This is a genomic window from Streptomyces sp. NPDC057302, from assembly GCF_042667685.1.
Lineage (GTDB): Bacteria > Actinomycetota > Actinomycetes > Streptomycetales > Streptomycetaceae > Streptomyces.
Genome location: NZ_JBHUZJ010000003.1, coordinates 157,983 through 182,606 on the forward strand (window position 1 = coordinate 157,983; position 24,624 = coordinate 182,606).

The following is a 24,624-nucleotide window of genomic DNA, read 5'->3' on the forward strand; positions in this document are numbered from 1 at the left end:
GCCGGTCAGGTGGTCAGTTGCGGGCAGGCGGGGGCTCCTTGGTCCAGGCGTCGCGGCGGGCCTGGTGCATGTCGTACTTGCGTACGCGGGTGCCGCTGTGGCTGGTGCACAGGGCGCCCGCATCAGCACCACAGGCCGGGCAGTCGACGGCGATCTGCGGCAGGGCCAGCGCGGGCGCATCGACGTTGGTCATGCCGTCGTTGTCGGACACGGGGCTCGTTTCCTTGGGGTTGTTGAGGCCGAGTGCGGCGAGGAGTTGCTGCAGGTCGTCGCGGTCGCGGGCGTACCGGAGGACCGTGCGGGAGGCGTCGCGGCGCTCCACCGCCGTGTTCTGTCCGGCGGTGACGCTGCGCGTCTCGGGCATAGCGAGCTCGGAACCCATCACGCACCGCCCTCGCGGTTGATGCGGCGGACCAGTGCGAGGAGTGCGTTCACGGCGGCGAGCCGGGCCTTGTCCAGCGCGTTGAGCGTGGTGAGCCAGGCGCACGCGGCGATGTCGTCGCGGGCGCTCACCGGCTTGCTTCCATGGGGAAGTCGCGGTCGACGGCCCACATGACGAGCAGGCTGCCGAGCCCGTAGAGGGCGATGCACGCGAGGATCAGGGGCATGGTCAGCACGGGGCGCCGCCCGTCTGCTCGCGCTGTCCGGCGAGGAGCGCGCGCAGCTTGCGCACCTGCGGCGTGACGTTGCGGACGGCATCGGCCTTGGGCGTGAGGGCGTAGGCGATGGGGTCCTCGTCGACGGAGTGGGACTCGGCCCGCTCGCCCTCGAGGGCGGCGACGCGGTCGCGCAGCTTCTTGTTGGCACGCGCGAGGGTGCGGGCCTCGTTCTCTGCGGTGATCCGGGCTAGTCCCGCTTCCTCGACGCGCGTCTGCAGCTGCTCGTTGGTGCCGAGTACCGCGTTGCGCTGGGCGAGTGCGGTCTCTCGCTCCTTGCGAAGCTGCTCCAGCTCAGCGGCGTGCTCAGGGGAGTTGAGGTGTCCGGCGGCGTCGAGGGCGAGGGCGATCCCGGCGGCGGTGCGGTCTCGTTGCTGCGCGGCACAGATGACGCCGGCCGCGCTGTTGATGGCGCGCGTGTTCATTCGTCGGCCTCCTCGTCATACTCGGAGGCCAGCTCCAGGCCGGTGACGATGTAGCCGGTCGACCGCTCGTCCTCGCCGAATGCGGCGACCAGCTCGGCCACGCGGTCCTCGTCGTCCTCGATCCAGTCGAGGGTGGCGCCGGGGATCTCGCGGTGGGCGAGGGTCTCGCAGTGCTTGCGCGCCTCGGCGGCCGTGGTGTAGAGGCCCATCACGATCGACTCGTGCGACGCGCGGTAGACGGTGAGCGCGGTCTCGCCCGACTGCATCGACGTGCCGACGGTCGCCTGCTGCAACAGATACAGGGCGCCGAGAGCGGCTGTGCCGGGGTCGTCGAGGTCGAAGCAGAGGGCGGCGAGTGCCGACCTTGCCTCGACGGCTGCGGGTTCCAGCTCGGCGATCCGGGCCTCGGCGTCGAGCAAGCGGCGCAGCACGGGGGCCATCCGCTCGCCCATGTACCAGAGCAGGTTGTGGCAGTAGATGTCCTCGTGCTTCGGGTGCTCGTGCTCGCGGACCTGTTCCGTGGCCTTGGCGAGGGTGGCGATCAGGCCGTTCGTCGCGGGCTTGGCGTCACCGAGGTGTGCGGCGATGTCGAGGGGGGCGCTCACGCGGTCACCTGCTCGGCGTCGGCGGTCCTCTGCTCGGCGTCGTCGGTCGGCGGGTCGCTGAGAGTCCAGGCGTTGACGCGCACGCCGTCCATGTCGCGGGTCGCCTCGCAGTGAACCGAGCCGTCCGCCCGGGTCTCCATCGTCTCGGTGAGCATCTGGTCGTCGCGGAACTGCCGCATGCCGGGGACGTCGCGGTGGAAGTAGAAGCGGAGTTCCGGTGCGTCATCGGTCCACGCGGACGCCCTGACCGTGAAGCTGGTCGGCAGCGTGGCCGTCTGGCTGATGAGGGTCTCGGCCAGGGAGAGTGCTGCCATGTAGCGGTTGCGCTGCGTGCTGTCGGCGTCCTGCGTGGCGGGTTCGGTATTCTCTGCGGTCACGGTGACCTCGTTTCTCTGGTGTTGGGGTTGCCGGTCGTGGTCGCTCGGGCCTGCCAGCAGCGAGCGGCCATCGGCGTTTGTGGGGCCTGTGTCAGGCGGCGACGGGCGCGACCTGCGCCGCCTCGTTGTTGCGCCGGATGTCCTCGGCCGTGAAGCTGATCCGCCCGCCGTCCTGGTGGTGCCAGACCTCTCGGCGGTGGCACTTCTGCTTCAGGACGCGGGCGCTCTTGTACGGCAGCAGCTGCGCGGCGACCACTTCCTCGGGCGTCCAGCGGCGGAGCTCGGTCTCGTCCTTGGCACGCGTCGTGTCCTTGGTGGGCACGTCGTCTCCTTGGTGGGTGATGGCGTCGGTGTCGACGCCGAGGGCGAGGGCTACCGCGCGGAGACGCTCCGGGTTCGGGGTCTTGATCTGGTCGGTTTCCAGCCGCGACAGGTAGCTGCGGTGGATACCGGTCTGCGCTTCGAGAGCACGAAGACTCAGTTCCTGCTCGCTTCTGAGTGCCCGGATGCGGCTTCCGTTCGGCGTCACGCTCAGAAACTAAGTGCAATCTGAGTACCGAGTCAAGCACTCTGACGACGAAGCCTCAGAAAACGAGGCCTCACCTGTCTCACTAGGGGGCGCCAAAGTGCATATGCAGCGCACAATGTGCAACCCTGGTCTCAGAAAAGCGCCGTTAATGCGCAGGTCAAAGGCTCAGAACCGCCGTACCTCAAGGCTTAGGTATGAGGCATGATGGGGAACCATGGATCGTGACCGTGATTGGGTACACCTCGGCCGGGCGCTGAAGACCGACCGCAAGCGGCAAGGGCTGACGCAGGAGGAAGTCGCGGACCGCCTGACCGCCGGCCTGTCGTCGGTCCAGGCCATCGAGCGCGGCCAGGAGTACACCAAGCCGACCCGCACGATCCGCGCGTACGCCTCGCTACTGCACTGGACAGAGGACTCCGTCGACCAGGTGCTGGCGGGCGGCGACCCGAACCACGTTCACCACGTGTCGGCGCACATGACCGCAGCTAAGCAGGGGCGGGCGGACGTCGACCTTGAGGATCAGCGTCTGCCGCTGCGCATCGTGCATGAGCTGTCGGATGACGGCGAGCTGCTGGATACGACCGTGATCAAGATCGGCGAGAGAGGGCGCGCCGTCATCGTCGTCAAGGGCGAACCCGGCGTGTCTCCGGACGAGTTGGTCGAGGAGTTGCAGGCATGGGCTCGCGCGCGGGCACGCCTGGAATCGGGCGACGCCACAGAGCCACCTGCCGCCACTGACGGCTCATAGCAGGACGAGCACCCCCATAGGCCAAAGGGATCACAACTGACCCGAAAGTGTGGAACCATGACCAGACGCTGACCAGGGGGCCACCAATCGGACAGGGGTGGTGCTGGTGTGCGTGGAATTTTGTGTACGTCTGATCTCTGTGACGGGTATGCCCCGCCGGACGCTCGTGTGGATCGACCGCGAGCGCACCCCCGATCATCCCGCCGTCTACGTTGACGCCTCGCTGTGTACCCGCGGAGCGCTGACGAGCAGCGGCGCACAGGCAGTGGACGAGGCGCTGGCCCAGGTGCATCCCCGCCTGAACCTGCGCACCGCGCGGACCTGTTCCGCCCACGCCATGACGGTCTGAACCCACCAGGTATTGCGCGGAGTTCGAGGGGGCGGCGCGATGGCGTACGCAGAGAAGGTCTACAAGGTCCGCAACGGGAAGACGACGAAGCAGTTCACGTGGCGGGCCTGCTACAAACTGCCGAGCGGCGGCAAGGGAACTGAGCCCGGGTTCCAGACGAAGAACTTGGCCGTCGAGTGGGGGCAGGAACAGGAGAGGCTCATCAAGGCCGGCGTCTGGATCGACCCGGCGAAGCGGGCAACCACGTTCGGCGAGTTCGCCACGATCTACATGGCGTCACGGCGGAAGCGGGGCAGGACAGGCGGCACCCGGTGGGACCGGCTGGACAACCACATCCTGCCGCGGTGGAAGGACGTCCCGATGCCAGCCATCAACTGGTTCGACGTCGACACCTGGCAGCAGACCATGAGCCTCGAGGACGTCAGCCGCGGGCACTGCGTCAGCCTGATGTCCACCATCATGACCGCGGCCGTCGACGCCGGGTACATCAACGTCAACCCCCTGTTCGGCCGCCGCCGCACCCGGGACACCTCGGGCGAGGCATCCCGACCGAAGGCGCCCAAGATCAAGCGAGACGGCGGGGTGCGGCCCGAGGACGCTGTGCTCATCGCCGAGCGGCTCGGCCCAGCTCGAGGTATCCACGTCCTCGCCACCGCCTTCACCGGCATGAACTGGGGTGAGAGCCTCGGCCTGCACCGCGACAACGCGCTGCTGTGGCGGCGCGAGCAGTGGGGCGCCGGCACCTTCGCCTGCCCGGTCGTGCGCGTGGCCGAGGAGTACGCCGAGTACCAGCTGCGCGACGAGCACGGCGTGAAGCAGGGATACGTCGTGAAGTTGGAGCCGACCAAGAACGAGTGGCGCACGCGCGACGTCGACGTCCCGACGTTCCTGGCCCGGCTCCTTGGCTGGCACATGCAGGACTGGCCGCACGAGCGGCTGTTTGCCACGACGAGCGGGAAGCCGTGGCGGCGCGGGAACTGGGCAAAGACTTTCCGGCCGGCGTGCGACGGGCGCGACGAGCGGAAGCAGCGCCGCGGCGTCTCGTACCGCGCGGCGTGGGAGCCGATCTGTGAGGGCCTCGACATGCGGTCACTGCGCGCACTGCACGACACCCTGCAGTCGGAACTCGGGGTCAAGGAACCGTTGGCGTTCGAGGCAGCCGGGCACAAGCGGCCGGGGATCAAGGCCCACTACCAGAAGCCGACCCCCGCGATGCGGGCTGAGCGCCTGGAAGGGCTCGAAGCCGTATTCTGGGAGGCGATGGCAAACGTGGGCCTGCGGTCTCTCTGGGGTCGTGTGGACCTGGTGAAGCACCCCACAAAGTTGATCTCCTAAACCGCTCCTAAACGATCTACGCCAGAGGGCGGACATGGAGGGTGGCCAGCAGCGTTCCCGCCCCGGAGCGCCATTCTCCTAAAGCGGGTGTCGCAGGTTCGAATCCTGCCGGGGGCACAGCGAGAAGGGCCAGCTCAAGGGATGTTCTCCCCGGGGCTGGCCCTTCTGCATGATCCGGCCCGTGCCACTTACGTGCCATTCACCGGAGAGATCGTCACCGCTGTTGCTGGTCTCCCGGTCCTTGCGGATCATCTCGCCGAGTCGGTTCGCGATCTCCCGGTCACGGCCGTTGACCACGTGCTGATAGATCAATGCCGCCCTCGCAGTGCTGTGCCCCATCCTGGCCATCAGCTCACGAAGGCTCGCGCCGGTGCTCCGCACGACGGGTGATGCCCCCGCGGCAGCGCCGTCCGGCCAGCCACGGTTCGCGCGACGCGCGACGCTCAAGCCGCGGAGCCCCCGCTCGGGTCGTCGCTCTCGGATTCGTCCGCCGCGTACGGGTGGACGTAGCCGTCCTTGTTGAAGGGGGTGAACCAGCTTGAGATGCCCATGGGGGAGATGCCCAGCGCCTCGCCCACCTCGCTCTCGTCGATGCCGTCCATCGCGTCGTCGTAGAGCAGCTCGTGGTCCATGTCCTCGTAGACCTGATCGGCGAAGCACTCCAGCGCCGCGGAGACGCCCTCGGCCAGGAGGCCGAAGGTGTCGAGGGTTACCTCCGCGTCGCGGAGCAGGAGCTTGAGGGCCAGTTCTTCCGCCACGCAGCTCAGCTCCTTGAAGCTTCCCTCCGTCAACCGTGTTGTCAGCGCGATTGCCGTTACCAGGAATCTGCGGGCGAAGCGTGCGTCGTACTCGAGGGCGTAGCGCGGAGGTAGTTCGTCCAGGAGCCACAGGGGGCCGTCGCATTCGGCGACGTTCGTGTTCTCGCGGTCCAGCGCGTGCGCGTCCTGGAACAGTTCGTCCAGGAGGACATCCGTGCCCCAGACCAGGGCCCCGGCAGCGAGTGAGGCGTCCTCCGGGGAGATGCCGCTCTCGTTCTCTTTCTCACTCTCGTTCTCGCCCTCGTTGTTCTCGTTCGTCACTCCGAACATTTCCTTGCCGACCGCGGCCAGCCTCGGCGCCATGTTGCGGATCTTGGTGCGGATGGCCTCTGTCTCGGCCGGTGTGCCGGGCGCGTCCGTGGATGCCGCTCCGCCGGCCAGGCCCATCAGCCGTGCCCGGCGGGACTCGACGTCGTCCGGTGGGGCGTCCGGGCCGTCGGCCGCTTCCAGGCTCTCCTTCGCCAGGTCCGCGTGCAGCTCCACCTGGCACCGCTCGACCGTCCAGTCCGACAACGGATCCGTGCGTTCGAGGAGTTCCTCCACCAGCTCTCGTACGGCCTCCTCGGCGAACTCCAGCGCCGGGGCGTCCACGAAGACCTTGAGCAGTGCCCCGCCGGGGTGTACTCCCACAAAGGTGTCGAGGAGCTTCACCTCCATGCCGTCGGGGCCCGCGATCTCCTCCACGGACGCGAAGCCGTCCTCGATAAGGGCGCCGGCGCCGACCCGTTGCAGCTCGTCCATTTCCGAGGTGCCGTTGGCGATCCGGGTATCCACACTCACTGCATAGGTCACACACCACAGCCTCGCAGGCGGGGGCGCCGATTGCGCCCGCAATCCCGACTTCCCGTCCGTTGGCGACGGGCCGCTGGGTGAGCGCTCCTGGGGCCATAGCGATTTCAACCTGTGTTGGGGCCCCCGCCTCGGGCAGACGTGAGGTGAGCCAGTGGCGCGGATCTCGGCGGTCCGTGCCGCCGCGTCACGGCTCTTTAACTCCCATGGCGGCCAGCACACTCCCGTATGGCGGGCCCCATGGTGGAGGCGGGCCGGCCGCGGCCTTGGGGAGCCGCCGCGGCCGGGCCCCGCCAGGCGAGGGGGAATCCCATCGCCGATGCGTGGGCGCCCAAGGCCCCAAGGTCCCAGGGCTCCAGGGCTCCCCCGGTCTTGTTACGTCCCCCTAATACCCTCCCGGCCAACCCCCCGCCCCCTTCCCCACCTCTCCCCCAGCATGGGGACACACACACAGGTGAAACCGCCGCGCAAACCCAAACGCCCCCGCGTACGGGCCCGGGCAAGGGCAAGGGCAAGGGTTCGAGTGGGAGCACTCGCTCGGATACGGGCTCGGGCACGCCGCCGGCCCGTAGTCACCCTCGACTATCCCCGCCGCGGCAGACGCGGGATCCGGCGGTGGATACCCTCCTGGCGGCAAGGACTCGGCTCCCTCACCCTCGGTCTCACCGCCCTCGGCATCCTCTTCGCCCTCGTGTACGCCTCCGTCGACATCCCCGACGAGAACGCGACCGCCCAGCGCGAGGCCAACGTCTACTACTGGGCCGACGGCACCCAGATGGTCAGCACCGGCGAGGTCAACCGGCAGAACGTACGCCTCTCGGAGATTCCCGATGCCGTCGAGAACGCCGTCATCTCCGCCGAGAACGACACCTTCTACAGCGACTCCGGAGTCTCGCCCAAGGGCCTGGCCCGCGCCGCCGTCAACATGGTCCGCGGGCAGGAGACGCAGGGCGGGTCCACCATCACCCAGCAGTACGTGAAGAACACCTACCTCTCCCAGGACCAGACGGTGACGCGGAAGGTCAAGGAGTTCGTCATCGCGCTGAAGGTGGACCGCAAGAAGAGCAAGCGGGAGATCCTTCAGGGGTATCTCAACACCAGTTGGTTCGGGCGTGGCGCCTACGGGATCGAGGCCGCGGCCCATGCCTACTACGGCATCCCCGCCCGGCAGTTGGACCCCAGCCAAGGCGCCGCCCTCGCCGCCCTCCTGAAAGGCGCCGAACAGTACGATCCGTCCGCCAGTGCCGCCAACCACCGGCGTTCCGTGGCCCGTTGGAAGTGGATCCTGGACCGGCAGGTCAAGGCCGGGCTCATGGAGCAGAGCGTGCGGGCGAAGTTCAGCACCTTTCCCGAGCCCCACAAAGAGTCCCGGGCCACCAGTCTCGGCGGGCAGACCGGCTACCTCGTCGACGTCGCGAACAAGTACGTCCGCCAGCACACCGGGCTCACCGCCAAGGATCTCGCCCGCGGCGGATATCAGATCCACACCACCTTCGACCGGGACAAGGTGCGGAGCCTGAAGCGTTCGGTCGAGCGCGTCGTCGACCGCGACATCGATCCGAAGAAGCGCGCCACCGACAAGGGCGTGCAGGTGGGCGCCGCGTCCGTGCGTCCGGCCGACGGCGCCATCGTCGCCCTGTACGGAGGCGCCGACGCCACCAAGCACTTCACCAACAACGCCGACACGTCCGGCGTCCCCGTCGGATCCGCCTTCAAGCCCTTCGTGCTCGCCTCCGCACTCGAGCATGGGATCCGTACGTCGAAGGGGCGCAACGCGGCATGGCAGCCCGCCTCGGCCGACAGCTTCTACGGTGACGGTAGTGGTGATGGCCTCCTGCGCGGCCCCTCCGCACCCGCCGTCGGCTCCCGCGCCCACGCCGACATCGGCACCAGCACCCCGGACGCCGTCCAGCCCGACTCCTCTCACCCCACCCTGCGCCAGGCCCTCGCGAAGGGCGGCAACGCCACCTACGTACGTCTCGGCAAGGACGTCGGCCTGGAGCGGGTGCGGAGCACCGCCATCGCCTCCGGGCTGCTCGACGGGAGCATGGCGCGCCTGGACAAGACCTTTCCCGTCGGTACGTCGACCCCCAGCGCGATCCGCATGGCCGGCGCCTACAGCACCTTCGTCAACCGTGGCCTGCAGCACGATCCCTACTCGGTGACCAAGGTCGTCAAGGACGACGTGACCGTCGACGGGCTCGCGCGGCCCGGTGCCCGGCGCGCGCTGGATCCGGACGTGGCCGACGAAGCCGCCGACGCGATGCGGGGCGTCGGCGCCTCGGCCGTCCGCCGGCCGGTCGCCGCCGGGCGCACCGGCGACCAGGACCGCCTCCGGTCGGCCTGGTTCACCGCCACCACCGAGGAGTTGTCGACCGCCGTGACGATGTTCCGCACCAGTCCGGGCCAGGCGCAGCTCATGCCCATGTCGGGGGTCGGCGGGGCGCGTTCGCAGCACGGGAACGTCTTCCCCGTCCGCATCTGGCGCGATTACGTGGACGGGACTACTACGTGAACGGGGCTACGTGAAGTCCCAGCCCCGGGACGGCAGTTCTCGGTAGCCCGCTCCCGCTCCCGCCCATGGCGCCCTTCCCCAACCCCCCACCGACTGTCATCGTTCCGATATGTATCCCTATGGGCCACCGCCCGGGCCGCCGCCCCGCATCGACGCGCGGCAACTGCGGCCCCGGCCACGGTGGTTCGTCGTCGCGGGAGTGATCGCCGCGATCTGCGTGGGCATCGGCATCGCGAGCTTCGTGCTGACGCTGACCTCGACGGTGGACTCCGTCGACGACGGCGAGGCGTTCACGAGCGGGCGGTCCGTCACGCTGCGGATCGGGCCCGATGACGACGCCGCCATCTACGTACGCAGCCCCTTCGACTCGCGTGCGCACTGCAAAATCGTCTCCGGCCCGTCCGGCTCCGTACCGCGCGTGACCACGCCGGAAAGCACCTTCACGGTGACCAAGGGCAGCGTCGAGTGGCAGCGGGTCTTCGTGCTCAAGGCGGACACGGACGGGGACTACCGCGTGCTCTGCGACGACCCGCGCGGCGCCCTCACCTTCGCACCCGGCGACGACGCCGACTTCGCGTCCTTCGTCGGCGGCATCGTCGTCACCGTCGTCGTGCCGCTGCTCGGCCTCCTGGCGGGCGCCGGCATCGCGATCATCGTCGGCGTACGACGCGGCAGGCACCGCAGGTGGCTGGAGGCCCAGGCGTACTACGGCCGCCGGGACGCACCATCCGACCGGCCACGCACAGGCCCCGGCCCGGACCCCCGCTAGCGTGCGCTGTCGCGCATTTCCTCCGGGCAGGCTGTGCCGCGCGGCAGTTGGTAGGGGGCGCCCAGGCGGTAGACGCCGGGGCCGGGGGCCAGGAGTTCGGTCCACTTGTCGCCCTCGGCGTCCTCCTTGGCCTCCATCAGGCAGCCGTTGAGGTTGTCGAACTCCTTGGGGGCGTCCTCGTCCGTCTCGCGCAGCCGCTTGGATTCCTCGGTCTCCTTGGGAGCCTCGACCCCCTTGCCGTCGGCGTCGACGATGCTGAGCCACGGCGAGTACGGGACGCGGATCAGGACCCGGCCCGCCGCCTTCACCTCGATCGTCATGCCGCCGGCCTCGGCGCGGTCGACGATCGCGGGCGGATCGGCGAGCGGGGTCGCGTCGGTGACCTCGTACAGCTGCCAGTTCGAGTCCACCCACACCTGCTTCAGATACGGCAGGCCCTTCTCGACCAGCGCGGCCTCGCGCTTGCCGCCGTCGCCGTCGGGCTCGCCCTTGGGGAGCACGACGAAGTGCACGGACCAGCGCTGGAGCCACTCGTGGTAGTTCGCGGAGTTGAGGGTGTCGTCGTAGAAGAGGGGGTTGCGCTCCATGTCCGCCTGGCGGTTCCAGCCGCGGGCCAGGTTCACGTACGGCGCGAGCGCGGACGCCTCGCGGTGGCTGCGCGCGGGCACGACCTCGACGCGGCCCTTCTCGGCGCCGACCTCCTGCAATTCGTTGACCAGCGGCGCGAGCTCACGCGTCCAGGAGGCCTGGGGCGTCGTGTGCACTATGTCGTCGACCGCCTTGAACCCGACCCAGCCGGTGAAGGCGACCAGCGCCATGACGATCGTGTACCACTTGCGGGACTTCTTCACCGTGAACGGCAGCGCGGCAAGCAGCGCGACGCCCCCGAAGGACATCGCGAGGCGGGTGATGTTGGAGCCGATCTGCGAGCTGATCAGCCAGACGCCGAGCACGAAGGCCGCGTACACCGCGGTGGTGATCCGCACGGTCTTCCACTGCTTCGGTACGAGGAAGAAGACGAGCCCGGAGCAGATCAGGGGCAGTGACGCGGACCCGAACGACATCGGCTGCGTGCCGGAGAACGGGAAGAGCCACGCGGAGAGGCCCACGACGACCGCGGGCGCGAGCCCGAGCGCGTACGCGCCGGGGTAGCGCTTGCTGAGGAACAGCGCGACGGCGACCAGGCCCACGAAGAGTCCGGCCACCGGGCTCCCCATGGTGGCGAGCGCGGCGAACGGCGCGGCGACCAGCGCCTTCGCCCACCGCTTGTAGCGCCAGCGGTAGGGCCAGCAGAAGACGGCGGCGACCGCCATCAGCGCGAACATCTGGCCGAGGCCGTACGTCACGCGGCCCGACACCGCGTTGCAGAACAGCGCGAAGACGCCCGCGAACGCGGGCCACAGGGGCTGCTTCACCGCACGGCTGCGGATCAGGATCATGGTGAGCAGCGCGGCGGAGACCGTACCGGCGATCATCATCGTGGTCCGGACGCCGAGCACCGACATCAGATACGGCGACACGACGCTGTACGACACCGGGTGCATCCCGCCGTACCAGGCGAGGTTGTACGCGGAGTCGGGGTGCCGTCCGACGAACTCGGCCCAGGCGTCCTGCGCCGCGAGGTCGCCGCCGCTGTTGGCGAAGGTGAAGAACCACAGGACGTGCAGGAGGGCCGCGGCGAGGGTCGTGACGGTCACCGGGTGCCGCAGGAACCGGACCCACCCGGGGGCCTTCTCGGGCGCTACGGGGTGGGCGCTGCGCTGCGCGGGCAGCTGTATTCGCGCCCCGGTGCGGGTGCCGCCACCGGTGCCGGAATCAGGATCGGCGTCGTCGGCTCGCGTCGGCTCCGCTGTGGCCACTTGCGGCACTCCCCGTGTCGTTCTCTGTCCGGCCGGGGGCGTGGCAGGGGCCCGTCCCGGAAACCCCGTCACCCAGCCCCGGCATACTTCCCCCGAGCTTGCGACGCTAGCACGCACGGCCCGGGGAGAGCAGGCGCGGGCGGCGGCTCGCGCCTGCGCCCACGCCTGCTGCTTCGTACTGCTGTCGCTTCGTGCCGCCTACACCTCAGCCGACGCGCTTGAGCTTGGCCGCGAAGCCCGGCTCGGCGAGGTCCTCCTGGAGCGCGACGGGCACCTCGACGGCGCCCTCCTTGCCGTCGCCGACGCTCAGCACGCCCACTTCGGTGCCGGCCTTCGCCGAGTGCGGAATCGTCTTGCCCGCCTCCTCGCCCAGCTTCAGCTTCACGGTCAGGCCCGACCAGCCCGCCGCCGCGACGTCCTTGGTGGCGACGACCGGGGTCGTGCCGCCCAGACCGTCGTCGACCTGGCCGACGACATCGCCCTTCTTCACGATCTTCTTGGCGGTCAGCGCGCCCTGGCCCGCCTCGATGAGCTTGCGGGTGACCCCGGTGACCGCGTCGATGTTGGCCACGCCGTTCTCCCCGTACTGGCCGAGAGCGGCACCGATGATCGTCCGGGTCTGGCCGCCGATCTTCTTCTCCGCGGCGAAGAGGATGTTGCCTCCCGCAGCGGTGGTGGTGCCGGTCTTGATGCCGATGGCCACCGTCGGGACGAGCCCGAAGAAGTTGTTCTGCTTGTCGCCGTTGAGGTCCTTGTAGCTGGGCTGGCGGGAGATCTCGTTGAAGACCGGGTCCTCCATCGCGGCCCGGCCCAGCTTCACGAGGTCCTCGGCGGTCGAGACGGTCGTCTTGTCCAGGCCGCTCGGGTCCGTGTAGTGGGTGTTCTTCATGCCGAGTTCCTTGGCGGTCTTGTTCATCTTCGCGACGAACTCGTCCTCGGAATCGCTCCCGGTGTCCCAACGGGCGAGCAGCTTGGCGATGTTGTTCGCGGACGGCAGCATGACCGCCTGCAGCGCCTCGTACTCCCTGATCTTCTGGCCCTCGGTGACCTTGACGACCGACTCGTTCCCGGCCTTGCCCGTCTCGTAGTGCTTCGCCGCGGCGGCGTCGACCGGGATGTTCGGGCCGGGGTTGCCGCCCTTCTTCAGCGGGTGGTCACGCAGGACGAGATAGACCGTCATGACCTTGGCGATGCTCGCGATCGGCACGGGCTTCTGGTCGCCGGACGTGCCGAACGACCCGATGCCGTTGACGTCCATCGCGGCCTGGCCCTTGCCCGGCCACGGCATGGACGGCTTGCCGCCCTCGAAGGTGACGGTCTCCTTCGCGGTGAGCGCGAGGGTAGGCGTCGGCAGCGGACGCACTGCCTGCACGACCGCAAAGACGACCACCATGAGCAGCACCAGCGGCGTCCAGATCTTGACCCTCCGCACGGTGGTGCGGACCCGGGTCTCGGGCGGCGGCGGAGTGTTGGTCAGCTCGGCGAGGAGGTCGAGCGGCGGCCTCGGAGGGAGCGGCTGCTGGGTGGTGCGCTCGGGGCCTACGTTGCCCTTCTCGGGCTTGGGCGCCTTGGCCGCGGGGGCTGCGGGGGGCCCGGGGGGCGCCTTGGCCGCGGGGGTCTCCTTCGCCGGGGGCAGCGCGCCGCTGGGGGCGGCGGTGGCGTCCAGGGGCTTGAGCGCGACGAACTTACTGGTGCGCTCGGCCTCGTTTTCCGGCTTTACGGAGGGCTTTGCTGCGGACTTTGCTTCGGGGTTTGCAGAGGTTTTGTCGGTGGGCTCGGCAGAGGGCGTGGTGGTGGGCTTGGTGGCGGGCTTTGCTTCCGCCGTGCCGTCGGCCTTGCTCTCGGATTTGTCCTGGGGCTTTGCCTGGGGCTTTGCCTGGGACTTGTCTTCAGCCTTGTCGGCGACCTTGTCCTGGGGCTCGTCCTCGGGCCCGGTGGTTCCCTTGCCCTTGCCCTTGCCCTTGCCCTTGGGCTGATGGTCGCTCAGCTTGAGCATCGTGGTCGGCTGGTCGACGGCCTTCGGGGGCAACGCCTTGAAGACGGCGGTGGCCTGGTCGACTCCGCCGGAGGGGGTCGAGGGCTCGGGGGCCTCTGCTTCGGGCTCGGGCTCGGGCTCCGCCTCGGTTTCGGCTTCGGCTTCGGCCGCGGCCTCGGTTTCGGCTTCCGCCTCTGCCTCTGCCTCTGCCTCTGCCTCTGCCTCTGCCTCTGCCTCGGTCTCCGCCTCGGTCTCGTCGTCGCCGGAGTCACCGTCAGCGTCAGCGTCAGCGTCAGCGTCCGCGACCGCAGGCTCGTCGGCTACGTCGGTGACGTCGGCCTCCTCGGCAGCCGGAGCCTCGTCGTCAGCCGCGCCCTGCTCAGCCTCGGAGGAACGTTCCTCGTCGGCGGCAGCGCTCTCCTCAGCCGAAGCCGAAGCCACATCCGGCTCCGCATCCGCATCCGCATCCACAGACGCAGCCCCGGAGCCGTCCGAGGAGCTCTCCTCAGCGTCAGAGCCGACGTCAGAGGCAGCCTCCTCGCCGGGCTCAGCCGCCTCCTCCGCGGACTTCCCGCCCTCCGCGGCCTTGGAGTCCTCCTCGTCCGCCGAGGCCACCCACGCCGCCACAGCGGCCCGCAGCCGCGCGTCGCCCTTGGGTTCGGCCCCAGCGGGGCCCTCAGGCTCCTCGGAGCCCTCAGCGCCCTCTGAATCCGCCGCGGAGACCTCGGAGGTCACCGCCTTCGTCGAGAAGACCGCCGTCGCCGTGTCCTGCCGCGGCTCGTCCCGCCGCTCGTCCCGAGTCTCCTCGCGCGCCGCGGGGACCTCGCGGGCCACCGCCAGGCGCGGGTCGCGTTCCTCGGGTGCCGGTACGGACGGTTCTGCCCCAGTCGGTTTCCCCGACGACTTCCGCTGCTTCGACCTGTCGGGGGTCTCGCCCGCCACCGATGCCTCCTCGTACGCCATGCCGCTCGCGTTGCCGTTGCGCCAAAACATGGCCGGACCCGCTGTCCGAACCATGTACCAGTGTCCTGTGTGGGGGCTTAACCCCCGTGGTAGACGAGAACGACATACCTACTGGTTCCCGTACTTACCGGTCACGCACTCTCGACAGACCAATGTGAGAGGGGTCACCCTGTCATTCATCCACGCGGGGAGGCATGGATGGGCAAGAGCCGCAGAACGATTCCGGAGGAGCTTCTGCTGCTCGCTTTGGACCCGGCCACGGGTACCACAGCGCAGCCGCAGTCGCTCGACCTCGGTCTGGCCGGAGCACAGCTAGTGGAGCTGGCGCTGGCCGGACGGATAGCCCCAGACGGGGATCGTATCGCCGTGGTGATGCCACGGCCGACCGGAGATCCGACTCTGGACTCCGCACTGGAACTGCTGCGCAGGCGCGGCAGCCCGGTTCGGGCAGTCCACTGGATTGGCGGGCCCCGACTGGGGCTGCGCCAGATTTACCTCGCGCACCTGGAGCGGTGCGGCATGGTGCATGCCGTATCGGGCCAGATGTGCGGAGTGCTGCCGACGACTCGCTACCAAGCGACGGACACGGCAATCAGCCGGGACATCAGGTCCCGGCTGGACAGTGCGATCCGCACCGGCGTACCGCCGGACCCGCGGACCGCGGCGCTCGCCGCGCTCGCTCACGCAGTGGGGCTCGGCAAGCACCTGTACCCCGGCAACGAGGGGCGTTCATCGCGCTCCCGTCTCCGGGACCTGATCAGGCACGACCCGATGGGCGGCCTCGTGGCGCACGCCGTGATGGACGTCCAGAACGGTGTGGCCGCTCAGCCACGCCGCAGCCCGGCCCCAGCGGGACCGGGTGGACCGGGCGGGCCTGGCGGACCGGGCGGTGGCCGACAGCCGGCCAGGACCGCGCCGGAACCCGGCGGGGTTCCGATGCAGCCGCGCCGCGGATCCATGGCACGTGCCGTGGCCCACTGAGCCGGTCCGGATCGACGCACGCACCGCAGTAAAGGACTCACCGCAGCAGAGACTCAACCTTCAGTACCGCAGTGCAGACTCACCGCAGCATCGGTAACAGCAACGCCGCACCGCAGTCCCCCAGACCCGGTTCGGGAGCCGCTGGGCCGCGCGGGGCAACGGCACCGGACCGTCCGGACGACGACACCGGTACCACCGCCCCGCGCGGCCGCACATCTTGGCGCCGCGCAGTCGGGCCGCACCCCTCGCACCACCAGTCCTCACGGAAAACGTCCGCCCTCGCGTCGCATTGCACTTCGCACTTCACATCGGCTGTTTCCCAGCGGTGCGCGACGCGTTGGTGGCACTCTGCTGAACAGCAGATACGTAAAGTAGAGGCATGTAGTCGGAGGTGCACGTCCGTGGCGTCCAGTGTCAATCCCACCGTCAGGCGACGCCGGTTGGGCCAGGAGCTCCGCAGGCTCCGCGAGCTCAAGGGCATGACGGCCGAGGAGGTCGCCGAGCGCCTGCTGGTCTCGCAGTCGAAGATCAGCCGCCTCGAGAACGGCCGCCGTTCGATCAGCCAGCGCGATGTGCGCGATCTCTGCGGGGTCTACGAGGTCGAGGACCACCGCATCGTCGACTCGCTCATGCAAATGGCCAAGGACTCGCGCCAGCAGGGCTGGTGGCACTCCTTCGGCGACATCCCGTACAGCGTCTACATCGGTCTGGAGACGGATGCCGCGTCCCTGCGCGTGTACGACCCGCAGGTCGTCCCCGGCCTGCTCCAGACCCGTCCGTACGCGGAAGCACTCATCACCGGCGCCCTGCCGGAGACCACGCCGACGGACATCGAGAAGCGCGTCCAGGTCCGCGTCCGCCGCCAGGAGCGCATCAGCGCGCCGGAGAATCCGCTGCGCCTGTGGACCGTCCTCGACGAGTCCGCGCTGCGCCGCGTGGTCGGCTCCCGGCATCTCATGCGCGACCAGCTGGAGCACCTCGTGGAGCAGTCCCAACTGCCGCACGTGACCGTCCAGGTGATTCCCTTCGAGATGGGCGCGCACCCCGGTCTCAACGGTCAGTACGCGATCCTCGAATTCCCGGACGCCGCGGATTCCAGCGTCGTCTACATCGAGGGCGTCACGAGCGATCTCTATCTGGAGAAAGCGAACGACGTCCAGCAGTACAGCGTGATGTACGAGCATTTGCGGGCACAGGCCCTGAACGTGGACCAATCACGCCAACTCATCGCAGACATCGCGAAAGAGTACGCACGCTAGATCACATATCGCGTATACGACCGCCCTCGCGAGCAAGAGCGCCGCACGGTACACCTTGGCATCGGCGAGGCGGAAGACCCCCATGGAATATGCCATCCGGTCGAGTGAACGCTCCCTTCACTCGACGATGTTGGCGAGTAGCGTCATTCACGCCAACGAGCAACATCCGTTGGCGCAACCGCACTTAGCGGTGACCGCAACTCAACAACTGGGCAAACCGGAGTAACCATGGCAATTCTTCAGGGCGCTACGACTACGTGGGTCAAGTCCTCGTATTCCACGGGAAACGGCGCGTGTGTCGAGGTCAAGTCCCCTCTCTCCAGCGCGATCGCGGTGCGGGACTCGAAGGTCACCGAGGGCCCCGTCCTCGCCTTCCCCTCGGACTCATGGCGCGCGTTCGTCTCCGAGGTCGGCCGGGAGACTTCACACCTCGGCTGATAGTCGTCCGCTCACGCATCAGTGTCACCACAGGATCAGCGAGAGATCAACAACCGCATAAGCAGAACCGATTGAGCCCTCTCGACTGGCCCGCCGTCCCGGCCGAGGGGGCTCGGCCTTTATCGCGGTTGATCGCTCTTTTTTCTGCGCTCTATCGCAGTTGATCCACGTACTGGTCCGTTCCCGGCACTGTGGGAAGGAACGGCGCCACCAGCTCCACCCGCCCCAGGCCCGACTCCGCCACCGCGTCTCCCCGCCCGGCGAAGTGCTCCTGCCAGCACTCCCGCGGATCGGCCTGGAGGAACCAGAGCAGCGTCAGCCGCGTATCGACTCCCTCGACCTGCTTCACGTACGTCATCTTGTCCCCCGGCAGCGGAGTCGGCCGGAAGATGGTGACCATCGCGGCGGGCGAACCGGCGAGCGCGCGCGGCAGCTGCTTGGCCCGCAGCCACTCGAGGAGTTCCTCCCGCTGCCCGGCCGACTCGGCGTCGATGACCTCCAGGACGAGACCCTGGTAGGGGTGGTCGAGCGCGTGGAAGTCGCGGGGTCCCGCCGCCCCGTCCCGGTAGACGGTCGCCTCGTGGTCCTGGAAGGCGGTGAACACGTGCGTGCGGTCCTGGTAGACGCGGCCGTCGCGGTTGAGGCGCTTGTTGATGCCGACGGTCCACTTCATGTGCTCGTCGTAGCGGCCCTCGGTGACCCAGTACGTGGAGAGGTAGCAGCCCGCGGTCACGGGCTGGGCGACGGCCGACTTCTCCGGCAGCCGCAGGAGTTGCAGCTCCCGGGGAGCGACCCAGCGGCGGCCCGCGTACATCCAGGGCATGGCCATCGCGCCGGCGTAGTAGTGGTCGTCCTCGTACCAGCGGTTGTACGCGTACTCATGGCCCGGGTGCGGCTCGACCATGGTGATCAGGGCGTGGCCGGGCCGCACGCCGTAGGGCCCGACGGCCGCCAGCTCGCCGTAGGCCTCGCTGCGGGTGTCGTCACTCATACCTCTCCCCTTCCCCCTCTTCCTTCCTCCGGTGGACGCCCATACTCTGACGCCCCGTCAGCAAAACTGCCAGAGCCGGGAGGCGCCCCATGCGCTCGCTCCTCGAAGGAAAGACCGTCGTCGTCTCGGGGGTCGGTGCCGGTCTCGGCCACCAGGTGGCGGCCGCCGTGGTGCGCGACGGCGGCCACGCCGTCCTCGGGGCGCGTACGGAGGCGAACCTCGCCAAGTCGGCCGCGGAGATCGACCCCGAGGGCGAGCGGACCGCGTACCGCGCGACCGACATCACCGACGAGACCCAGTGCGAGGCCCTGGCCGGTCTGGCGCGCGAGCGCTTCGGCGGGATCGACGCGGTGGTCCATGTGGCCGCCTGGGACAGCTACTTCGGGGGCGTGCAGGACGCGGACTTCGCGACGTGGGCGCAGGTGATCGACGTGAATCTGCTCGGCACGCTGCGGATGACGCGGGCCTGCCTGCCCGCGCTCAAGGAGCGGGGCGGCTCGGTGGTCTTCATCGGGACGCAGTCGGCCGTCGCCTCGCCCTCGCAGGTGCGGCAGGCGGCGTACGCGGCGTCGAAGGGCGCGCTGACGTCGGCGATGTACTCGCTCGCGCACGAGGTGGGACCGGACCGGATCCGGGTCAACACCGTCCTCCCCGGCTGGATGTGGGGTCCGCCGGTCGAGGCGTACGTCCAGTTCACCGCGCACACCGAAGGGGTGCCGGAGGACGAGGTGCGGGGGCGCCTCGCGGACCGGATGGCGCTGCCCGACCTGGCGACGGACGGGGACGTGGCCGACGCGGCGGTGTTCCTGGCGTCGGACCGGGCGCGGGCGATCACGGGACAGTCGCTTCTGGTGAACGCGGGTGAGCTGATGCGGTAGGCACGCCGCCGCAGCAGCACGAAGAGGAACAGCCGGCGGCTGTACAGGACTTGGGTCCTGTACAGCCGCTTTTGTGTGCTTCCGACACCTCGTCGACCTGCCGCCCATAATCAAGGATGTGAACACAGGTCAGCAAACAGAACGATTTTACTCGCTCTTGACCTCACGGGCGGTTGTCCGCAGCGTCCGCCCGAACCCACCATGAGCGGGCACTTCAAGGCCGCCCACGTCCCTTATGACACGAAACTGGCGAAGTGCACGGCATTTCAGCGCAGTTCACAAGGCGGACCCCTGGAGGGGGCACATGAACAGTCTCGACTGGGCCGTGCTCATCGGCTACTTCGGCATCATGGTCGCGATCGGCGTCTGGTCCCACAAGCGCGTGGACAACGTGAGCGACTTCTTCACCGCGGGCGGCAAGATGCCCTGGTGGCTGTCCGGCATCTCGCACCACATGTCCGGCTACAGCGCGGTGATGTTCACCGGGTACGCGGGCATCGCGTACACCTACGGCGTCACGTCCTTCATCACCTGGTCGTTCCCGATCGCCCTCGGCATCGCGATCGGCTCGAAGCTCTTCGCGCCCCGCATCAACCGGCTGCGCTCACGGCTGCACGTGGCGTCGCCGCTCGAATACCTCAAGAACCGCTACAACCTGAAGACCCAGCAGGCGCTCGCCTGGTCCGGAATGCTCCTGAAGATCGTGGACGTGGCCGCCAAGTGGGCCGCCATCTCCACGCTCCTGTCCGTCTTCACCGGCATCTCGATCAACCAGGGCATCCTGATCACCGGCGTGATCACCGCCGTCTACTGCACCATCGGCGGCCTGTGGGCCGACGCGCTCACCGAGCTCGGCCAGTTCATCATCCAGCTCCTGGCCGGTGTCGCGATGTTCGTGGCGGTGGTCTCCAAGCTCGGCGACCACGGCGGCTTCTTCGGCGTCTGGGACGAGCCCGCACTCGCGGGGCACGGAAAGCCGCTCGTCGGCCCGTACGGAACGATCTTCCTGCTGGCGTTCCTCTTCATCAAGCTCTTCGAGTACAACGGCGGCATGCTCAACCAGGCCCAGCGCTACATGGCCACGTCGAGCCCCCGCGAGGCCGCGCGCTCGGCCCGGCTCTCGGCGATCCTGTGGCTGGTGTGGCCGGTCGTCCTCTTCTTCCCGATGTGGATGTCCCCGCTCCTGGTGGACGCACAGAAGCCCGACGGCTCGGACTCGTACGCCCTGATGACCGAACAGCTCCTCCCGCACGGCCTGCTGGGGCTCGTCATCGTCGGCTTCTTCTCCCACACGATGGCCATGTGCTCCTCGGACGCGAACGCGATCGCCGCGGTCTTCACCCGGGACGTGGCGCCGGTGATGTCCAAGGCGGCCAGGGGCTGGAACGACCGCAAGGGCCTGATCGCGGCACGGCTGACGACGGTGATCTTCCTCGGCCTCTCCATGGCGGTGGCCACGCAGGTCAACTCCCCCGCGTTCAAGGACATCATCACGGTCGTCATCAAGTGGGTGGCCGGTCTGATGGGCCCGATCGCGATCCCGATGATGCTGGGTCTGCTGCGCACGTTCCGCAAGTCGGGTCCGACCGCGGCGCTGACCAGCTGGTCGATGGGTCTGCTGGCCTTCTGGCTCGTCAACTACCCGATCAACTGGAACGTCGAGGGCGGAGTGCCCCTGGAGTACCAGGTCTCGATCCCGCTGGCGGTCTCGCTCATCCTCTACATCCTGGTCGGCTACCTGAAGCCGGAGGACACCCCGGAGCGGGACGCGATCATCGAGAAGATCAACACCGACGACGACGGCTCCGCCGGTGCGGCGGTCGTCCCGCCCCAGGCGGAGGAGACCGACGGAGTGGTCACCCCCCAGGGCCGGTTGCCGTAGCTCACCGGTTCCGCGGAGTCCGTACGCGAGCGCCGGGCAGGCTGTCGCACACAGCCTGCCCGGCGTTCCTGTTCACGCGTTCCTGTTCACGCGTTCCTGTTCACGCCCGTGGGTAACGCGCCAGCCACCCCGGCGAGGAGACGGCGGGCCCGTGCAGCGCGGGCCCCTGCGTCATCTCCATGGCGAAGTCGTCCGCCAGCTCCAGGATCGTCGGCCGCCCCTCCAGCTCGGTGAGCCAGCCCGGCGGCAGCGCGGTCTCGCCGTGCAGCGCGCCGAGCAGCGCCCCGCACAGGCCGCCCGCGGCGGACGACGCTCCCCCGTGATTGACGGCGAGGCGCAGGCCGTGGCGGATGTCCTCGCCCACGAGAGCGCAGTACACGGCGGCGGCAAGCGCGCCGTCGGCTCCCCCGTCCGCCACCAGCTCCTCCACCCGGGAGGGCGTGGGCATCCCCTGCCGTACGGCCCCCAGGGCGTGCTTCAGCGCATCGGTGACCGGCTGGTGGCCGGGCCGGGAGGCGAGGAGCGCCAGCGCCCGCTGGATGGCCCCGTCCAGGGACTCCCCGCGGGCGAGGCCGTGCACGAGGATGGTGTGCGCGCCGGCCGCGAGATAGGCGGTGGGGTGGCCGTGCGTCTGCACGGCGCACTCCACGGCCAGTTGGAGCACCAGCTGCGGCTCCCACCCGACCAGGAGCCCGAAGGGTGCGGACCGGGTGACGGCCTCGGCCCCCTTGGCTTCGGGGTTCTTGGGGGTTTCGAGCGTCCCCATGTTGTCGTCCCCGAGCCCGACCAGGCAGGCGCGGGCGGGCGAGCGACGCGAGTAGAGCCACTCCTCGCGGGCCAGCCAACCGTCTTCCTTGCGCCGCTCGTCGGGGCCCCAGTCGCTCTGGGTGGCCGCCCAGCGGCGGTAGGCGCGGTGCAGATCGGTGGGCGGGTGCCAGGCGCCGGTGTCGCGGCGCACCTGGGCGCGTATGAGTCCGTCGACGGTGAAGAGGGTGAGCTGGGTGGCGGCGGTGACGGCTCCGCGTCTGCCGTGGGCGGGGGCGGGGTCGGTCAGCCCTTCGGCGCCGTGGGCCTCGCGTATCTCGTCCAGGCTCAGCCCGTCGACGGGCGCCCCGAGCGCGTCCCCGACGGCGGCTCCGAGCAGCGTGCCGCGAACCCGGCTGCGGAAGTCCTGCTGCTCGACGCGCCCCCAGACTCCGGTGGCTGCTGCGGTGCTCACGGCACCTCCTCTCCTGGCCCGCCCGCGCACCCGCTGCGCACGTTCTGCGCAGCACTGTAATCGACCAGGAACGGTCGGTTCAGGGGCGATGCGATATCTAAGGAGTCGCCCTTCAGATCACTTTTGACCGGCCTTCACCAGGGCTTTTCATCCGACCCTCGCTGGTGGGGCGGCCTGCTGTGGAAGGCTGTCACGATGCCCAAGCCCAAGCTCAAGCCCCGCGTCGCGCTGCTGGCCCTGGCCGCCGCCGTCACCGTCTCGGCCGGCGCCACGATCGTCCTGCGGTCCGCGGCCTTCCCCGCCCGGGACGACCCGAAGGCGACGGAGGCGTATGACCAGGGCTATGCGTGGGTGAAGGACCGTACGGAGGCAGCTCCCGACCCGGCGACGACGCCCTCCCCCACGCCCACGCCGACCGCGGAACCCACGCCGTCACCGTCGACGCCGACGAAACAGCCCCACCCGTCCGGCATCCAGAGTTTCGGGGCCGAGATACCGACGGACACACTCACCATCACCGCCCGCACGGTGGGTAAGCCCGGTGAAGTGGACTACTTGGAGATGTGCGGCAGCTACGCCTCCACGCCCCAGTACACCGGCAGCCTTCCCCCGAAGTACCGGAGCGACTGGATACGCGGCTGCCAGGCGGGCCTGAAGGACGGGCGCTAACTTCCGTAACTGGAACAAGAGTTGAACGCCGGTATCTGTAACGGAAATGTCCGGGCGTCGTAACGATGAACCTGCGGCCTACAACCACTTGCCCAAGGCCACTGTCTCCTCTGGTGTCACACGCAGTTTCCCCACAGGAGGACCAGTGCGCCGTTCACTCATTGCCGCCGTCGCCGTCGCCACACTCGCGACCCCGTTCGCCGTCGTGGCCACCGCGGGTTCCGCCGCCGCCGCGCCCGCCGCGGCCGCCGCGAGCAAGCCGGTGACCGACTTCAACCACGACGGCTACGCCGACCTCGCCGTCTCCGCGCCCGGCGGCACCGTCGACGGCGCGAAGGGCGCGGGCTACGTCTCGGTCGTGTACGGCTCGGCGTCCGGCGCCGACACCACGCACGCCAAGCAGATCGACCGCACCACCCCCGGCGTACCCGCCGACCCCGAGGACAACGGCGGCTTCGGCTCGTCCACCACCGGTGACCTCGACGGCGACGGATACACCGACCTCGTCGTGCACAACGGCAAGGTCGACGGCGTGGTCTGGGGTTCCGCGGACGGCCTGACCAAGGGCGGCCCGCTGGTGGGCGATTACACGGACCAGCTGAAGGCCGGCGACTTCAACGGCGACGGCAAGACCGACCTCGTCACCAGCGCCCAGGACAAGATGGAGGTGCGCTACGGCCCCTTCACCCGCGACGGGAAGCCCGCCTCCACCTCGTCCGTCGAGAACGGCGACGACGGCCCGCAGGATCTGATCGTGGGCGACGTCACCGGCGACGGCGCCGACGACCTCGTCACCGGCCACGCCATGGAGGAGATGCAGCACTCCTCGCGCCTGTGGAAGGGCAGCAAGGACGGCCTCTCCAAGACGTCGACGCCGACCAAGAAGTTCACGACGAACGGCGTCATCGCCGACGTCGACAAGGACGGGTACGGCGACCTGGTGGCCCACGAGGTCGACGAGGTCTCCGAGACCCAGGTCTACGACGCGGGCGCGATCCGGGTCATATACGGCTCCAAGTCCGGCTTCTCCACCCGCACCGCGAAGATCGACCAGGACACCGCGGGCGTCCCCGGTGCCAGTGAGGCCGCGGAGATCAACGGTCCCGAGTACGGCGACCAGTTCGGCTACTCCCTGGCCTCGGGCGACGTCACCGGCGACGGCTACGCGGACATCGTTGTCGGCGTGCCCGGCGAGAACCTCGGCAACGTCGCCGACGCCGGCGCGGTCGTCCTGCTCAAGGGCGGCGCGAACGGCCTGACCGGCACCGGCGCCCAGGCCTTCAACCAGGACACGGCAGCCGTCCCCGGCGTCTCGGAGAAGGGCGACTACTTCGGCGAGGAGGTCCAGCTCAACGACGTGAACAAGGACGGCCTCGCCGACCTGAGCGTGGGCGTGCCGCAGGAAGACGGCACGACCAAGGACTCCGGCGCCGCCTGGCTGTTCCGCGGCGCCAAGACGGGCCTGACGACGACCGGCATCACGTCGTTCAGCCCGTCCTCGCTGGGCACCCCGGAGGCCGGGGCCCGCTTCGGCTCCGGGATCACCGGCTGACCCCTGCCCGTGCGGACTCCGACCAGGGGCTCCTGACCCCCGA

General features: G+C 69.3%; 24 protein-coding genes. 12 read left to right on the forward strand and 12 right to left on the reverse strand.

Translation table 11 applies throughout. The features are described from left to right. Window positions 1-13 precede the first annotated feature (13 nt). The 6 genes from ACFUPX_RS03825 to ACFUPX_RS03850 all read right to left on the reverse strand — a co-directional run bounded on the left by ACFUPX_RS03825 (window position 14) and on the right by ACFUPX_RS03850 (window position 2,592). Window positions 14-382 (reverse strand): hypothetical protein, encoded by a 369-nt coding sequence (locus ACFUPX_RS03825; protein ID WP_383315370.1) that lies wholly within the window; start codon window positions 380-382, stop codon window positions 14-16. Beyond that, the gene (locus ACFUPX_RS03830) at window positions 382-513 is read right to left on the reverse strand and encodes a hypothetical protein (RefSeq protein ID WP_383315373.1); all 132 of its coding nucleotides are present in this window, start codon (window positions 511-513) and stop codon (window positions 382-384) included. The genes ACFUPX_RS03825 and ACFUPX_RS03830 overlap by 1 nt, the downstream gene beginning before the upstream one ends. Before the next feature lie 97 nt (window positions 514-610). Next, complete coding sequence (locus ACFUPX_RS03835; RefSeq protein ID WP_383315376.1) at window positions 611-1,081, reverse strand: hypothetical protein; 471 nt, start codon at window positions 1,079-1,081, stop codon at window positions 611-613. Beyond that, window positions 1,078-1,686: a hypothetical protein gene (locus tag ACFUPX_RS03840; protein ID WP_383315379.1), complete on the reverse strand. Its 609-nt coding sequence runs from the start codon at window positions 1,684-1,686 to the stop codon at window positions 1,078-1,080. Before ACFUPX_RS03840 ends, ACFUPX_RS03835 begins: the two co-directional genes overlap by 4 nt. Continuing rightward, complete coding sequence (locus tag ACFUPX_RS03845) at window positions 1,683-2,063, reverse strand: hypothetical protein (protein ID WP_383315382.1); 381 nt, start codon at window positions 2,061-2,063, stop codon at window positions 1,683-1,685. The genes ACFUPX_RS03840 and ACFUPX_RS03845 overlap by 4 nt, the downstream gene beginning before the upstream one ends. 91 nt (window positions 2,064-2,154) lie before the next feature. Further along, on the reverse strand, window positions 2,155-2,592 hold the full coding sequence (locus tag ACFUPX_RS03850) for a helix-turn-helix domain-containing protein (protein WP_383315385.1): 438 nt from the start codon (window positions 2,590-2,592) through the stop codon (window positions 2,155-2,157). A 214-nt stretch (window positions 2,593-2,806) separates the two neighbouring features. On the opposite strand from ACFUPX_RS03850, the gene ACFUPX_RS03855 reads away from it, so the two are divergent. From ACFUPX_RS03855 to ACFUPX_RS03865, 3 genes are all read left to right on the forward strand, one after another. Continuing rightward, window positions 2,807-3,340 (forward strand): helix-turn-helix domain-containing protein, encoded by a 534-nt coding sequence (locus ACFUPX_RS03855; RefSeq protein WP_383315388.1) that lies wholly within the window; start codon window positions 2,807-2,809, stop codon window positions 3,338-3,340. Between the two features lie 148 nt (window positions 3,341-3,488). Further along, the gene (locus ACFUPX_RS03860; protein ID WP_383315391.1) at window positions 3,489-3,689 is read left to right on the forward strand and encodes a hypothetical protein; all 201 of its coding nucleotides are present in this window, start codon (window positions 3,489-3,491) and stop codon (window positions 3,687-3,689) included. Window positions 3,690-3,728: 39 nt separating this feature from the next. Further along, window positions 3,729-5,024, forward strand: coding sequence for a hypothetical protein (locus ACFUPX_RS03865; protein ID WP_383315394.1), 1,296 nt, complete (start codon window positions 3,729-3,731; stop codon window positions 5,022-5,024). A gap of 78 nt (window positions 5,025-5,102) precedes the next feature. Here the strand turns inward: ACFUPX_RS03865 and ACFUPX_RS03870 are convergent, their stop codons facing one another. Together ACFUPX_RS03870 and ACFUPX_RS03875 are read right to left on the reverse strand one after the other, a co-directional pair. Continuing rightward, a complete protein-coding gene (locus ACFUPX_RS03870) occupies window positions 5,103-5,471 on the reverse strand; it encodes a hypothetical protein (RefSeq protein ID WP_383315398.1) in 369 nt (122 codons plus the stop codon). Further along, window positions 5,468-6,616 (reverse strand): hypothetical protein, encoded by a 1,149-nt coding sequence (locus ACFUPX_RS03875; RefSeq protein ID WP_383315401.1) that lies wholly within the window; start codon window positions 6,614-6,616, stop codon window positions 5,468-5,470. The genes ACFUPX_RS03870 and ACFUPX_RS03875 overlap by 4 nt, the downstream gene beginning before the upstream one ends. A gap of 538 nt (window positions 6,617-7,154) precedes the next feature. On the opposite strand from ACFUPX_RS03875, the gene ACFUPX_RS03880 reads away from it, so the two are divergent. Together ACFUPX_RS03880 and ACFUPX_RS03885 are read left to right on the forward strand one after the other, a co-directional pair. Next, on the forward strand, window positions 7,155-9,146 hold the full coding sequence (locus ACFUPX_RS03880) for a transglycosylase domain-containing protein (RefSeq protein ID WP_383315403.1): 1,992 nt from the start codon (window positions 7,155-7,157) through the stop codon (window positions 9,144-9,146). A gap of 109 nt (window positions 9,147-9,255) precedes the next feature. Then, window positions 9,256-9,915, forward strand: coding sequence for a hypothetical protein (locus ACFUPX_RS03885; RefSeq protein ID WP_383315406.1), 660 nt, complete (start codon window positions 9,256-9,258; stop codon window positions 9,913-9,915). Here ACFUPX_RS03885 and ACFUPX_RS03890 read toward each other — a convergent pair. Both ACFUPX_RS03890 and ACFUPX_RS03895 read right to left on the reverse strand, forming a co-directional pair. After that, on the reverse strand, window positions 9,912-11,774 hold the full coding sequence (locus ACFUPX_RS03890) for an MFS transporter (RefSeq protein ID WP_383315409.1): 1,863 nt from the start codon (window positions 11,772-11,774) through the stop codon (window positions 9,912-9,914). The genes ACFUPX_RS03885 and ACFUPX_RS03890 overlap by 4 nt on opposite strands. Before the next feature lie 205 nt (window positions 11,775-11,979). Continuing rightward, window positions 11,980-14,766, reverse strand: coding sequence for a D-alanyl-D-alanine carboxypeptidase (locus tag ACFUPX_RS03895; protein WP_383315412.1), 2,787 nt, complete (start codon window positions 14,764-14,766; stop codon window positions 11,980-11,982). 144 nt (window positions 14,767-14,910) lie between these two features. Between ACFUPX_RS03895 and ACFUPX_RS03900 the strand changes: the two genes are divergently transcribed. The 3 genes from ACFUPX_RS03900 to ACFUPX_RS03910 all read left to right on the forward strand — a co-directional run bounded on the left by ACFUPX_RS03900 (window position 14,911) and on the right by ACFUPX_RS03910 (window position 17,390). Further along, a complete protein-coding gene (locus ACFUPX_RS03900; protein WP_383315415.1) occupies window positions 14,911-15,693 on the forward strand; it encodes a GPP34 family phosphoprotein in 783 nt (260 codons plus the stop codon). A 401-nt stretch (window positions 15,694-16,094) separates the two neighbouring features. Continuing rightward, window positions 16,095-16,952 carry a helix-turn-helix transcriptional regulator gene (locus tag ACFUPX_RS03905; RefSeq protein WP_249589348.1) on the forward strand — a complete coding sequence of 286 codons (858 nt, stop codon included), beginning with the start codon at window positions 16,095-16,097 and terminating at the stop codon, window positions 16,950-16,952. A 228-nt stretch (window positions 16,953-17,180) separates the two neighbouring features. Further along, window positions 17,181-17,390, forward strand: coding sequence for a DUF397 domain-containing protein (locus ACFUPX_RS03910; RefSeq protein ID WP_383315419.1), 210 nt, complete (start codon window positions 17,181-17,183; stop codon window positions 17,388-17,390). A gap of 151 nt (window positions 17,391-17,541) precedes the next feature. On the opposite strand, the gene ACFUPX_RS03915 is transcribed toward ACFUPX_RS03910, so the two are convergent. Continuing rightward, window positions 17,542-18,381, reverse strand: coding sequence for a hypothetical protein (locus ACFUPX_RS03915; protein ID WP_383315422.1), 840 nt, complete (start codon window positions 18,379-18,381; stop codon window positions 17,542-17,544). Window positions 18,382-18,470: 89 nt separating this feature from the next. Here ACFUPX_RS03915 and ACFUPX_RS03920 point away from each other — a divergent pair, with 89 nt between their 5' ends. Together ACFUPX_RS03920 and ACFUPX_RS03925 are read left to right on the forward strand one after the other, a co-directional pair. Further along, the gene (locus ACFUPX_RS03920; protein ID WP_383315426.1) at window positions 18,471-19,259 is read left to right on the forward strand and encodes an SDR family oxidoreductase; all 789 of its coding nucleotides are present in this window, start codon (window positions 18,471-18,473) and stop codon (window positions 19,257-19,259) included. Between the two features lie 304 nt (window positions 19,260-19,563). After that, the gene (locus tag ACFUPX_RS03925) at window positions 19,564-21,141 is read left to right on the forward strand and encodes a sodium:solute symporter family protein (RefSeq protein ID WP_383315429.1); all 1,578 of its coding nucleotides are present in this window, start codon (window positions 19,564-19,566) and stop codon (window positions 21,139-21,141) included. 100 nt (window positions 21,142-21,241) lie between these two features. On the opposite strand, the gene ACFUPX_RS03930 is transcribed toward ACFUPX_RS03925, so the two are convergent. Then, a complete protein-coding gene (locus tag ACFUPX_RS03930) occupies window positions 21,242-22,360 on the reverse strand; it encodes an ADP-ribosylglycohydrolase family protein (RefSeq protein ID WP_383315432.1) in 1,119 nt (372 codons plus the stop codon). A 195-nt stretch (window positions 22,361-22,555) separates the two neighbouring features. Here ACFUPX_RS03930 and ACFUPX_RS03935 point away from each other — a divergent pair, with 195 nt between their 5' ends. Continuing rightward, the gene (locus ACFUPX_RS03935; RefSeq protein ID WP_383315435.1) at window positions 22,556-23,029 is read left to right on the forward strand and encodes a hypothetical protein; all 474 of its coding nucleotides are present in this window, start codon (window positions 22,556-22,558) and stop codon (window positions 23,027-23,029) included. 145 nt (window positions 23,030-23,174) lie between these two features. Continuing rightward, complete coding sequence (locus tag ACFUPX_RS03940) at window positions 23,175-24,581, forward strand: FG-GAP-like repeat-containing protein (protein WP_383315439.1); 1,407 nt, start codon at window positions 23,175-23,177, stop codon at window positions 24,579-24,581. Window positions 24,582-24,624 lie beyond the last annotated feature (43 nt).

Bases quoted from the DNA above. Each gene is read 5' to 3' on its own strand.
- ACFUPX_RS03825 (WP_383315370.1), bottom strand. From the start codon at position 382: ATGGGTTCCGAGCTCGCTATGCCCGAGACGCGCAGCGTCACCGCCGGA.
- ACFUPX_RS03835 (WP_383315376.1), bottom strand. From the start codon at position 1,081: ATGAACACGCGCGCCATCAACAGCGCGGCCGGCGTCATCTGTGCCGCG.
- ACFUPX_RS03855 (WP_383315388.1), top strand. From the start codon at position 2,807: ATGGATCGTGACCGTGATTGGGTACACCTCGGCCGGGCGCTGAAGACC.
- ACFUPX_RS03860 (WP_383315391.1), top strand. From the start codon at position 3,489: ATGCCCCGCCGGACGCTCGTGTGGATCGACCGCGAGCGCACCCCCGAT.
- ACFUPX_RS03865 (WP_383315394.1), top strand. From the start codon at position 3,729: ATGGCGTACGCAGAGAAGGTCTACAAGGTCCGCAACGGGAAGACGACG.
- ACFUPX_RS03885 (WP_383315406.1), top strand. From the start codon at position 9,256: ATGTATCCCTATGGGCCACCGCCCGGGCCGCCGCCCCGCATCGACGCG.
- ACFUPX_RS03895 (WP_383315412.1), bottom strand. From the start codon at position 14,766: ATGGTTCGGACAGCGGGTCCGGCCATGTTTTGGCGCAACGGCAACGCG.
- ACFUPX_RS03900 (WP_383315415.1), top strand. From the start codon at position 14,911: ATGGGCAAGAGCCGCAGAACGATTCCGGAGGAGCTTCTGCTGCTCGCT.
- ACFUPX_RS03910 (WP_383315419.1), top strand. From the start codon at position 17,181: ATGGCAATTCTTCAGGGCGCTACGACTACGTGGGTCAAGTCCTCGTAT.
- ACFUPX_RS03915 (WP_383315422.1), bottom strand. From the start codon at position 18,381: ATGAGTGACGACACCCGCAGCGAGGCCTACGGCGAGCTGGCGGCCGTC.
- ACFUPX_RS03920 (WP_383315426.1), top strand. From the start codon at position 18,471: ATGCGCTCGCTCCTCGAAGGAAAGACCGTCGTCGTCTCGGGGGTCGGT.
- ACFUPX_RS03925 (WP_383315429.1), top strand. From the start codon at position 19,564: ATGAACAGTCTCGACTGGGCCGTGCTCATCGGCTACTTCGGCATCATG.
- ACFUPX_RS03935 (WP_383315435.1), top strand. From the start codon at position 22,556: ATGCCCAAGCCCAAGCTCAAGCCCCGCGTCGCGCTGCTGGCCCTGGCC.